We start from the raw sequence: 11,316 nt of genomic DNA, 5'->3' as shown, positions 1-11,316 counted from the left end.
CCGCCGTACCGGTCCGCGCCCGGTGGACGGCATAGGCTGTTCGGACGATGGGAGAACACGATGCGGTGGCAGGTTCGGACGGGTACGGGGCACCGGGCGCGGACCGGTACGGCGGGCCGGGCGCAGCCGACGCCCCCCAGCCGGACGGCGCGGTCCGCCGTGACCACACTCCGCAGGTGAGTGCGGCCAACCGACCGAATGCCCGGCCACGGAAGCGGGCCACAATGGCCGATGTCGCCCGGCTCGCCGGCGTGTCGCAGACCACGGTCTCGTTCGTCATCAACGAGCGCCCCGGCAGCGGCATCCCCGAGGAGACCCGGCAACGAGTCCTGAGCGCGGTACGTGACCTCGGCTTCCAACCGAACCGGCAGGCCCGGAACCTGCGGACCCGGCGCACCCACCAGCTCGGCTTCCACATCTCCGGGGAGCAGCTGGACTTCCACAACGTGTTCGCCGTGTCGTTCCTGCAGCCGTTGCTGCGCGAGGCGGAGCGGCGGGGCTACCACCTGCTGGTCTTCACCGCCGGCGACGACGTGGTCGAGCGCCTCGCCGAGCTGGTCGCCGGGCACAGCGTCGACGGTTTCGTGATCACCGACTCGAGCATCGACGATCCGCGGGTGCGCTATCTGGCCGGGGCCGGGATGCCGTTCGCGTCGTTCGGGCGTACCGAGACCAGCCTGCCGCAGTCCTGGGTCGACGTCGACAACGCCGCCGGCATCGGGGCGATGGTCGACCACCTGGTGGCGAAGGGGCACGAGCGCATCGCGTACGTCGGGCCGAGCCGGAGCGGCTACTGGTTCACCGAGCGCCTGGAGGGTTTCCGTGCCCGGATGAAGCGGCACGGGCTGGCGGTGCCCCCGTCCTGGCTGGTACGGGCGGACGCCGGGCAGGCCGAGGCGGCGGTGTGGCGGCTGCTGCGGGCGCGACGGCGCCCCACGGCCGTGGTGACCGCGGGGGACGCGCTGGCGGTGGAGGCGATCCGTTCGGTACGGGCGGCCGGCCTCGAGGTCGGGCGGGATGTCGCGGTCACCGGCTTCGACGGCGGTCCGTTGCAGTGGCTCACCGATCCGCCGCTGACCACCGTGCGGCTGCCGTTCGAGCAGGCGGCCGCGGTGCTGGTGGAGCGTTGCCTGCGCGAGATCGAGGAGGGGCCGACCAAAGAGCCCGGGCAGTTCCTGCCGACCGAGATCCTCGTCGGCGGCTCCGGCTGACCGGGCTCAGTAGCCGTCCGAGGTGTGGGCGTTCTGCCCGCCGTCTTCCTCGACGTGGGCTTGAAAGGCCGGCCGGTCGGCCCGCCGCTGGAGATCGCGGTACGGCTGCGGGCGCAGACCCTGGAACGGGTCGACCTGCCGATCACGGTCGAGGTGGCTGGGCCGTGTTGCTCGGCCGCGGCCACGAGCGGGTGAGGTCCGCCCACCCGACTGACACGACCTTTTTCCGGCACCAGCCCTCGGGCATCCTTGGTGGATGGGAGAGCTGCTGCCGATGCCCAGCTTCGGCGACCTGTTCACCGACCTGCGGGGCGACGATCGGACGATGCGGGTCAGCTACCACCCGGAGCGGGCGGTCGTGGTGCTGTCGCTGTGGCGCGGAGCCGTCTGCCGGGGCTCGTTCCGCCTGGCCGCCGAGGAGGCCGGTCGGCTGCGGGCACTGCTGGAGGCGATCGAGGCCGCCGCGGTGCCGCCGGCCGGCGGTGCCGCCGCCGGAGGCGAGGTGACACCGGAGGCGACGGAGGTCGTCCAGACCGGCGACATCTCGGGTACGGCCCGCCGGGTGGCGCCACCGGTCACGCCGGCGCCCCGGGTCGCCTGACCCCGACCGCCCCCTCACCTACGGCAGCTGATGTGACCCGGATCACATCGATGGGGCCGTGGAGATGTCGATTCGGCCGTCGGTCCCACCGTGGACACGGTGAGGGCCGGCGCGAGGCCGGCCACCGAGGAGGCAGACACCGATGCGACTCACGCTCACCACATTCCTGACCCTGGACGGCGTCATGCAGGCGCCGGGCGCCCCGGACGAGGACCGCAGCGAAGGTTTCGACCTGGGCGGCTGGCTGCCACCGCACTTCGACGAGACGGTCGGCCGATGGATGGACGAGATCTTCGGGCGCGCCGACGCGTTCCTGCTCGGCCGCCGCACGTACGACGTGTTCGCCGGCTGGTGGCCGCGGGTCGACCCGGCGGAGGGGGGCCAGGTCGGCGAGGCGCTCAACCGACTGCCGAAGCACGTGGCCACCAGCCGACCGGACGAGCTGACCTGGTCGGGGGCGAGCAGGTTGGACGGTGACCTGGTCAGGGCGGTCGGCGAGCTCAAGAGCCGGCCCGGGCGCGAACTACAGGTTCACGGCAGCGGCGCCCTCGCCGCGTCGCTGATGCGGGAGAGCTTGATTGACACGTACCATCTGTTGATCTTTCCGGTGGTGCTGGGGCGCGGCCGGCGACTCTTCGCCGACGGCGTGCCGCCCGCCGGGCTGCGGCTGACCGACAGCCGTACGTCGGGCACCGGCGTGACGATGCAGACCTACGACCACACCGGCGCGCCGGTGTTCGGATCCGTGGAGGGATCATGATGGCGACCACCGAGTACCTGCTCTCCGTGCGGCACGACTACGACCAGCCGGCGCCGCCGGCGGAGGAGATGCAGCGGGCCTACGCCCAGGTCGACGCGTTCAACGCGAGGCTGCGGGAGAGGGGCGCCTGGGTGTTCGCCGGTGGGCTGTGCCCGCCGGAGACGGCCACCGTGGTGTCGGTGAAGGACGGCGAGGTGATGACCACCGACGGCCCGTTCGCCGAGAGCCGGGAACACCTCGGCGGCTTCTGGGTCCTGCGGGCCGCCGACCTGGACGAGGCGCTGGACTGGGCCCGGCAGGCGAGCGAGGCGTGCCTCAACCCGGTCGAGGTCCGACCGTTCCAGGCGGAGTGACCGACCCGCGCGCCATCATCGCGTCCGTGTTCCGCGAGGAGCACGGACGGGTGCTGGCCACGCTGGTCCGCCTCCTCGGCGACATCGACCTCGCCGAGGAGGCGGTCCAGGACGCCTTCCTGGTGGCCGTCGACCGGTGGCCCCGCGACGGTCCGCCCCCGAACCCGGGTGGCTGGATCGTCACCACCGCAAGACGCCGGGCCATCGACCGGCTCCGCCGCGACACGCTGCGCACCGACCGGCAGGCGCGCGCCGCGCGCCTGGAGGAACGGCTCGTCACGCAGCCGGAGGAGGACAGCGCCGTGCCCGACGACCGGCTCCGCCTGATGTTCACCTGTTGTCACCCGGCGCTCGCCCAGCCCACGCAGGTGGCGCTCACCCTGCGCCTGCTGGGTGGCCTGGACACGCCGACCATCGCCCGCGCATTCCTGGTGCCCGAGGCGACCCTGGCGCAACGGCTGGTCCGGGCCAAGCGCAAGATTCGCGACGCCCGCATCCCGTACCGGGTGCCGGAGGCGGCCGAGTTGCCCGACCGGCTCCGGCCGGTGATGGCGGTGATCTACCTGGTGTTCAACGCCGGGTGGATCGCCGAAGGGGAGCAGCTCGTCGATGCCGGGCTGTGCGGGGAGGCGATCCGCCTGGCCCGGTTGCTGGTCGACCTGATGCCCGACGAGCCGGAGGCGAAGGGCCTACTCGCGCTGCTGCTCCTGCTCCAGGCCCGGCAGCCGGCCCGCACCACGGCCGACGGCACCCTGGTGCTCCTGCCGGACCAGGACCGCGGCCGCTGGGACCGGGCCCTGCTCGACGAGGGGCGGGCACTGGTGCGGGCCTGCCTGCGTCGGGGTGCTCCGGGGCCGTACCAGATCCAGGCGGCGATCAACGCGGTGCACAGCGACGCGGCCACCGCCGGGGAGACCGACTGGGCGCAGATCCTCGCGCTCTACGACCAACTGCTGGTGTGGCAGCCCACCCCGGTGGTCGCCCTCAACCGGGCGGTGGCGGTGGCGGAACTGCACGGTCCACCGGCCGCGCTGGACCTGCTGGACGGGCTGGACCTGCAGGCGTACCAGCCGTTCCACGTGGTCCGCGCCGAACTGCTGGCCCGCGGCGGGCGGCGCGCGGAGGCACTGGCCGCGTACGCGGCGGCGCTCGCGCTCACCCGCAGCGAGGTGGAGCGGGAGCACCTCACCCGCCGCCGCACCGAGGTGGCCACGCAGGCAACGACGCGTGCGGAACCAGCTGCGCCTGGAGCCTGAAAAGGGGCGCGTCACTGATCGGTACACGCGTGGGCCGCCGTGCCAGATCGCCGCGACCAACGAATGGCCCTGAGGCCGCAGCGACTACAGGACGTGTTGCCAGCGCGGGCAGATCTGAGCCCGCGCAAAGCGCCAGCCGGCCGGCGTACGCACCGCGACGTATCGAGCCTGGACGCCGGCCGTCCGGTGCGGCGCCTCGCCCCGGCGGAAGAAGTACACGAGCTGATGGGTGTTGACCTCGGCGCGGTCGCCGTCGAGATCGACCACCACGTCGGTGTTGAAGTGCTGCGTCGACTCCTCCTCCGGACTGGTTCGCCGCACGACGTCGACGATCTCGTCGATGCCGGCGTGGGCGCCGCGCGGGCTGCTGGTTTCGGCATCCGCGGCGTACACGGTCCGCAGGTCGTCGAAGCGCCGCTCGTCCAGTGCCCGCGCGAGCCTGGCTACCAGTTCGGCGATCTCGACGCGGTCGGTCAGGTGCGACATATCGGTCCTCCATATCGTTGGCGACACCAACGATATGGCAGAACCGTTGGTGACGCCAACGTTCTGTTAGCATGGTCACCCGTGGAATCAACACCGAGTCGTCTCGCTACAAAGGCGAGCTGGTTGGTCGCCCAGACCGCTGTGCACGCACGGCGGCTCGTCGGCGAGGAGTTCATCGCCGCCGGTGCGCGGGGTTACCACTACCGTGTGCTCGCGGCATTGCAGGAGTTCGGTCCCGCAAGCCAGGCGGAGCTGGGGCGGCGCTGCCGCATGGACCGCAGCGATGTCGTCGTGGCCGTGACCGAGCTAGAGGGACAGGGCTTCGTCGAGCGCGCCGCCGACCCGGCGGACCGTCGGCGCAACACCGTCACGATCACCAGGGCGGGCACGCAGCAGCTCCGCCGGCTGGACCGCACGCTCGACAAGGTGCAGGACGAGCTGCTCGCCCCGCTGTCGGCCACCGAACGGCAGACCCTGGTCGCGTTGCTCGGGATGGTCGTCAAGCACCACGGCGGCGCGCCGACCTCATGATCCGGCCGGGCGCCGATCCGGCTCCGGTCAGGCCAGAATCCATTTCGACACATTCTCCAGTCGCGCCGACGCCACCCGTGCCGCCGCGCCCTGCGGTTGCTGGCCGGTCAGCGGCTGCTCCGCCGGGCGGTCCGTCGGGTGCCGAAGGACTCCATGGTGGTGGCCTTCTTCGCCGGCGTGCGGCTGGCGGTGGTCCGCGCGCGGGCCGGCGTGGCCTTCTTCGCAGGCGTCTTCTTCTCGGGAGCCCGGGTCGCGGGTGCCTTCCTGGTCCGCGCGGGGGTCGCCGTCGCGGCGATGTCCTTCTTCCGCGCCACGCGCGCTGTCGTCGTGGTGGGCTTCTCCCCCGGTGATCTGGCCGCGCTCGCCCCGGTGGCCCGCTTCGTGGCGGTCGCGGTCTTCTTCGCCGCCGCCGCACGGTTCATCGGGGCCTTGCGCGCCCCGGTGGCCTTGCGGGCGCCGGTCGGCCTGCTGGCGGCCGCAGTCGTGCTCCGTCGCGCGTCGGCCATGTCGCTCCTCCTCGGTGCGTGCCCTGCCGGGTGCCGACCGACGGGTCGTCCGCCGCCCGGCGCCGGTGTCTTCCCGCACTCCCGTCGCCCAAACCGGGTGCTGTCACCACCGTGCGGATCCGGGCGGTGCGGGGTGGCGCTGGCTGGGGGCCGGTGGCGGGTCCGGTGGTGCGCTGGTCACCACCGGACCCGCCGGCCCGCCGCGCCGGTGGGCGCGGCGGGCCGGGTCACCGCCGGAACTGCACCGACCAGGTGCGCGAGCGGGATCCGTCCTCACTGGTGACCGTCACGGTCGCCATCCGGTTGCGGAGGTCGGCCTGGCGCACCACCACCTGGGCGTACGGGTCGACGGTCACCGCGCTGACCGACGGCAGCGCCCCCTTGGCCACCACGTAGACGGTGCTGCGGTCGGGGCTGAAACCGGCGGCCGGTTCGCCGTCGAGCAGGATCGCGGTGACGCCGGCGTCCGACGAGGTGCCGGGCCCGTGCGCGTAGGTCTCGATCTCGCTGATGGTCATGTGCCGGTTCGGGTGCGCGGTGAGCACGATCCGGTAGGCGTCGGTGACAGTGGGCGGCACCGGGGCCTCGACCACGGGGCCGGTCGGGGTACCGGTCGGAACGGTGACCGGATTCCCGGCGTCGACCCAGTTGCCCTGCGGGTCGCGGACCTGCACCCGCAGGGTGTCGGGGTAGCTGTCGCCGCCGTCCCGGTAGAAGTGGGTCACGACCCGGGTGAGGGTCTTCCGCTCGGGCAGGGTGACGGTGAGCGTGTCACTGGTGTTCTTGTTCTCCGACTTCCAGTTCGACCAAGCCTTGTCGGTGAGGTTGCCGTTGGTCAGGCCGGCCGTGGAGTAGCCCGGCTCGGTGAAGGTGGCGGTGACCGTACCGGTCGGGGTCTTCCGCTCGATCGGTACGGTGACCTGGACCCGGGCGGTGGCCGGCAGGGTACGACCGTCACCGGCGTCGGCCTGCCCCGCGACGGTGACGACGCCGACCTTGTCGTACGCCCCCGCCGGCGGGGCCTGCCAGGTCACCGGTCGGTCGACGCGCTCGCCGCCCTGGGCCACCGCGGTCACCGTCGCAGGCAGCGCGGGTTGGCCGCCGGGGATGGTCTTGGCCCGGGCCGGTTCGGTGCTGACGAGGGTGTCGACGACGACGGTGGCCAGGGCGGCGTGGGTGCGGCCGAGCGCGTCGGTGGCCTGGCCCCGGACGGTGACCGTGCCCGGCTTCTTCCAGGTCCACGCGGCGGGGAGCCGCCACCTGACCGAAAGCGTCCCACGAGGGCCGTCCCGGTGGACCGGGACGACGGTTGCCGGCAGCGTCGGCACGGTGCCCGGCACGGTGAACGCCCGGGTGGGTTCGATCCCGAGGACGGTCTCGTCGACGATCCGCCAGCGCTGGTTGACGCCGGAATTGGCCAGCCAGGTGGACACGGCCGCGCCGTCCTGGGTGGCCTGGCCGCCGACCTCCAACAGCCGCCGGGTCGCGACGTTGACCAGGGTGTACGTCCCGTCCCCGGTGGTGGAGAGGATCCACTGGGCCGCCGGCGCCGGTTCGGCCACGACGGGAACGAGGGCGACCGCCCCGTCGACGACGGCGACCTGCCGGTCGCCCCGGCCGGTGGCGAGGGCGTAGCGCTCCCGGTTGCCCTGCCCCCGGGTGAGCTTGGTGAGGCGCCACAGCTGGTCGGCGCTGCGGGGGTCGTCACTGCGGATCACCGCGCCGGAGGTACTGCCGGACGGGGCGAGGGACCGGCCGCTCTGCACGCCACGGAGACGGTAGACGTGGCCGTCCTGGATCAGCGCGGCGTCCTTCGCGACGCCGGACACGCCGGAGACGAGGAACGTCGTCACGGACTGGGCGGGCACCTCCAGCCGCGCGGCGCGGTCACGGACGGCGACCGGGGCACCGGTGCGCAACGCGCCGTCGGCGTTGGTGACGACCGGGGTGACGGTGGCGTCGGGCGCGACGGCGGCGAAGGCCGACAGGTCGAGGTGGACGGTCCGGGCCTGGGTGCCGGAATTGACGTGCACGACGGTGGCCCGCTTGCCGCCGGAGACGGCGGCGATGCTGGCGTTGTTGTCGACGCCGATCAGCCGGTCCCCGGGGCGGATGTGGTGGGTGAAGTTGCGGACCGTGTGGAACTTGGTGTTGGTGTAGATCGGGCAGGTCTCCAGGGTGTCCGTGGCCGTGCAGTCGAACGGCAGTTGGATGCTGCCCCAGTTGGACCCCTGCGGGAACTCACCGCCGGGCTTCATGTTGTCGTAGTCCTCGACCGGCTGCCAGAACACCCAGGCCGACGGCTCCAGTTCCCGCAGGTCGTCGATGATGTGCTGGGCCATGCCGAGGCCCGGCGCCATGTTGGTGAGGCTGTGCCCGTTGCCCCAGGAGCCCTCCACCTCGCTCATCCACAACGGCTTGTTCTCGCCCTTGGCGATGTCCCTTACGGCGGTACGCTGGCCGGTGCCGTAGGTGTGCACGTTGAGCTGGGCGACCTGGCCGCGCACGTCGTCGCCGTAAGCGTTCCAGTTGGTGAGGAACGTGCCGGGGTTGGTCTCGTCCATGGCGGAGATGACGGTGTCGCTGCCGGCGGCACGCAGTTTGTCCGCGAGCGCGCGGATCACCTGCTGTTGCAGGGCGGGGCCGGCGTGCGCGCCTTCCTGCCGGCCACCGACCGGGTTGCCGTCGGCCCCGAGGCGGGTGCCCCAGTAGTTGGTGTTCGGCTCGTTGAGCGGGTCGATGCTGTCGACCGTGATGCCGTGCGCCTGCTCCAGGTGTTCGTTGACCCGGACCAGGTAGGTGGCGAAGTCGTCGACCTTGTCGGCCCTGATCTGGTCCCTGCTGGAGTCGAATCCGCCGGAGACGTACCCACTGACGGTCTGGAACCACGGCGGGGAGTTGCTGAAGGTCTCCCAGTGCGTGATGTCGTTCTTGATCTTGTCGATCCACCAACGCTGCGTCTGGTCGGCGTCCCAGTTCCAGTGGTCGGGGTTCTCCGGGTTCCACCAGTCCTTGTTGGTACGGGTGGTGCCGGCGGGTGCCTTCCACCAGCCTGGCACGGCCCCGCCACGGCGCAGGTAGTCGGGGACGTCCGGGGCGTTGCCGCCGCCGATGTTGTAGCGGGCGATGTTGAGGTTGAGACCCTGCGGGCCGAAGACCAGGTCGGCCAGCTTGTTCCGGATCTCGTCGGGGTAGTCGCCGGTGGCGTTGGCGAACCAGATCAGGCTGGTGCCCCAGCCTTCGAACTCCTGCCCCTGGTACGACGGGTCGGGCCGGACGGTGATCGTCGGGGTCTGCCCGGCGGTGGTCTGGGCGGCGCCGACGGCGGGGGTGGTGACGGCGCCGGCGGTGAGGGCGCCGGCGGTGACGATGGCGGTGGTGACGGCGGCGGCGAGCCGTCGGACCGATGGGTGTCCCTTCACGGTGGGCGGGTCTCCTTCGTTGTTCGGAGCGCCGGTGGCCGACGGCCGGGCGGCCAGATGTTCGCGCGAACATCACGACCGGCGGGAGGAGGTGCCAGGGTGATCTCAGCGGACACCGACCGGAAATGTTTACGTAAACATCGGTGCCGGGATAGTGTCAGCCGACCACCGGCCCGTCAAGACGTCACCGCCACGTCGATCCCGGGTCGAACCAGCCTCGACCGGGCAGGAGGCCACGGGGATGAGCACGACCCGGCCACCGGAGACGTCGTCCGGTCCACCCTGGACCGGGCCGCTTTCGCCGCCGCGTCGTCGCCGCGTCTCGATGGCCGACGTGGCCCGCCTGGCCGGCGTCTCGTCACAGACCGTCTCGCGCGTCTCGACCGGCCACCCGGGCGTCGTCCCCGCCACCCGCGAACAGGTGCTCACCGCGATGCGGCAACTCGGCTACCGTCCCAACGGCGCCGCGCGGGCCCTGAAGTACGGCGAGTTCCGCACCATCGGTGTCGTGCTGTTCACCCTGGCCACCACGGGCAACAGCCGCACCCTGGAAGCGATCGCGACGTACGCCGCCGACGCGGGCTACGTCATCACCCTCATCCCCGTCACGACCCCCACCCAGGACCGGGTCGACGGCGCCTTCACCCGACTCGGCGAGCTCGCCGTCGACGCCGTCATCGTCATCATGGAGGTCCACCTGCTGGACACCGCGACGGTGGTCCTGCCGCCGGACGTCCACGTCGTCATCGTCGACTCCGACGCCGGCGAGCGCCACTGCGTCGTCGACACCGACCAGGCGCACGGTGCCCGCCAGGCCGTCCACCACCTGCTCGACCTCGGGCACCGGACGGTGTGGCACGTGGCCGGGCCGCCGGAGTCCTTCGCCGCCGAGCGCCGCGCGCTGGCCTGGCGCGGGGTGCTGCGGGAGGCCGGACGACCGGTGCCGCCGTTGCGCCGGGGTGACTGGTCCGCCGACGCCGGCTACCGGGCCGGGCTGGAGCTGGCCGAGGAGCCGGACTGCACCGCCGTCTTCGTCGCCAACGACCAGATGGCCCTCGGCGTGCTCCGCGCGTTTTACCAGCGAGGCCGGGTGGTGCCCCGCGACGTGAGCGTGGTGGGCTTCGACGACATCGCCGAGGCGGGCTCGTTCATCCCACCGCTGACCACCGTCCACCAGGACTTCGCCGAGGTCGGCCGCCGCTGCGTCGAGGCGGCGCTGCGCCAGGTCCGCACCGGCTCGACCGAGACCGGCACCACGCTGGTGCCGACGCGGCTGGTGCTGCGCGACAGCACGGCCCCACCGCCGCGGCGGTAGCGGGCGCCCCCGGGGGATCGCCAGGAACCGACCCGGCCGCCACCGTACTCAGCTGGTGGGCCGCCGCTGCGGGGGCTGCCCGGCGCCGGGCAGCTCGACCACCCGGGTGGCCCAGCGGGCCATCAGGGCCGCGTCGTGGGTGACCAGCAGCACCCCGGCCCCGTGCTGGCGCTGGTAGTCGGTGACGACGGCGGCGAGGTGGGCCTGGGTGGAGGCGTCGAGCATGGCGGTGGCCTCGTCGCAGAGCAGGTAGGCGGGTCGGTGGACGAGGGCGCGGGCGAGACAGGCCCGTTGCAGCTGCCCGTCGCTGACCGCGTGCGGACGGCGGTCCAGCAGGTCCGGCGTGAGGCCGACGAGGTCGGCCAGTTCGCCCGCCCTGGCCCTGGCCCGCTCGCGCGGGGTGCCCGTCGCGCGCAGCGGCTCGGCGATGACGTCGGCCAGGCTCAGCCGCGGGTCGGTGGCCGCGCGAGGGCTCTGGAAGAGGATCGCCACCCGGGTGCGGACGGCGGCCGGGATCCGGTGGCGGACGCCGGTGAGCCGCTCGCCGTCGAGAGTGACGTGGCCGCCGTCCGGGGCGTGCAGCAGGGCGAGGACCCGGGCGAGGGTGGACTTGCCGCTGCCCGACGGCCCGCGCAGCCCGACGGTCTCCCCGGGAGCGATCCGCAGGTCGACCCGGTCGAGGACGCGCTGCCGATCGTAGCGGACGGTGACCTGGTGGGCGACGAGGGCACTGGTCATGCCGATGCTCCCAGCGGGTGGTGGCAGGCGGCCCGGCCGGGACCGGACGGCGTCGGGGGCGGTGGGATCCGGCAGATGTCGCTGGCGCGCTCGCAGCGCGGGGCGAAGGCGCAGCCGGGCGGCAGGTGGGTGAGCAT

At 72.9% G+C, this 11,316-nt stretch carries 12 protein-coding genes; 8 read left to right on the top strand and 4 right to left on the bottom strand.

The window, feature by feature from the left end:
* The first annotated feature begins 47 nt into the window (after positions 1-47).
* The 6 genes from E1193_RS24935 (at position 48) to E1193_RS24915 (ending at position 4,181) form a co-directional block, all read left to right on the top strand.
* Entirely contained in the window at positions 48-1,211 is a 1,164-nt protein-coding gene (locus E1193_RS24935; RefSeq protein ID WP_132185618.1) for a LacI family DNA-binding transcriptional regulator, read from the top strand.
* 24 nt (positions 1,212-1,235) lie between these two features.
* Positions 1,236-1,406: a hypothetical protein gene (locus E1193_RS32090; RefSeq protein WP_165945818.1), complete on the top strand. Its 171-nt coding sequence runs from the start codon at positions 1,236-1,238 to the stop codon at positions 1,404-1,406.
* A 61-nt stretch (positions 1,407-1,467) separates the two neighbouring features.
* Positions 1,468-1,812, top strand: coding sequence for a hypothetical protein (locus E1193_RS24930; protein ID WP_132185617.1), 345 nt, complete (start codon positions 1,468-1,470; stop codon positions 1,810-1,812).
* 142 nt (positions 1,813-1,954) lie between these two features.
* Complete coding sequence (locus tag E1193_RS24925) at positions 1,955-2,572, top strand: dihydrofolate reductase family protein (protein ID WP_132185616.1); 618 nt, start codon at positions 1,955-1,957, stop codon at positions 2,570-2,572.
* Entirely contained in the window at positions 2,569-2,925 is a 357-nt protein-coding gene (locus E1193_RS24920; protein ID WP_243707876.1) for a YciI family protein, read from the top strand. Before E1193_RS24925 ends, E1193_RS24920 begins: the two co-directional genes overlap by 4 nt.
* A 26-nt stretch (positions 2,926-2,951) precedes the next feature.
* The gene (locus E1193_RS24915; protein WP_243707875.1) at positions 2,952-4,181 is read left to right on the top strand and encodes a DUF6596 domain-containing protein; all 1,230 of its coding nucleotides are present in this window, start codon (positions 2,952-2,954) and stop codon (positions 4,179-4,181) included.
* 84 nt (positions 4,182-4,265) lie between these two features.
* Here the strand turns inward: E1193_RS24915 and E1193_RS24910 are convergent, their stop codons facing one another.
* A complete protein-coding gene (locus E1193_RS24910; RefSeq protein ID WP_132185614.1) occupies positions 4,266-4,667 on the bottom strand; it encodes a nuclear transport factor 2 family protein in 402 nt (133 codons plus the stop codon).
* A 123-nt stretch (positions 4,668-4,790) separates the two neighbouring features.
* Here E1193_RS24910 and E1193_RS24905 point away from each other — a divergent pair, with 123 nt between their 5' ends.
* Positions 4,791-5,198 carry a MarR family transcriptional regulator gene (locus E1193_RS24905; RefSeq protein ID WP_243707874.1) on the top strand — a complete coding sequence of 136 codons (408 nt, stop codon included), beginning with the start codon at positions 4,791-4,793 and terminating at the stop codon, positions 5,196-5,198.
* A 107-nt stretch (positions 5,199-5,305) separates the two neighbouring features.
* Here E1193_RS24905 and E1193_RS24900 read toward each other — a convergent pair whose 3' ends face one another.
* Positions 5,306-5,704: a hypothetical protein gene (locus tag E1193_RS24900; RefSeq protein ID WP_132185612.1), complete on the bottom strand. Its 399-nt coding sequence runs from the start codon at positions 5,702-5,704 to the stop codon at positions 5,306-5,308.
* Positions 5,705-5,931: 227 nt separating this feature from the next.
* On the bottom strand, positions 5,932-9,126 hold the full coding sequence (locus tag E1193_RS24895; protein WP_132185611.1) for a glycoside hydrolase: 3,195 nt from the start codon (positions 9,124-9,126) through the stop codon (positions 5,932-5,934).
* A 241-nt stretch (positions 9,127-9,367) separates the two neighbouring features.
* Here E1193_RS24895 and E1193_RS24890 point away from each other — a divergent pair, with 241 nt between their 5' ends.
* On the top strand, positions 9,368-10,441 hold the full coding sequence (locus E1193_RS24890; RefSeq protein ID WP_132185610.1) for a LacI family DNA-binding transcriptional regulator: 1,074 nt from the start codon (positions 9,368-9,370) through the stop codon (positions 10,439-10,441).
* A gap of 48 nt (positions 10,442-10,489) precedes the next feature.
* Here the strand turns inward: E1193_RS24890 and E1193_RS24885 are convergent, their stop codons facing one another.
* Positions 10,490-11,179 carry a dipeptide/oligopeptide/nickel ABC transporter ATP-binding protein gene (locus E1193_RS24885; RefSeq protein ID WP_132185609.1) on the bottom strand — a complete coding sequence of 230 codons (690 nt, stop codon included), beginning with the start codon at positions 11,177-11,179 and terminating at the stop codon, positions 10,490-10,492.
* Between the last annotated feature and the right edge of the window lie 137 nt (positions 11,180-11,316).

It is taken from the genome of Micromonospora sp. KC606 (assembly GCF_004348675.1).
In the GTDB taxonomy this organism is placed as follows: Bacteria; Actinomycetota; Actinomycetes; order Mycobacteriales; family Micromonosporaceae; genus Micromonospora.
This window is presented reverse-complemented; position numbering and strand designations above follow the sequence as displayed.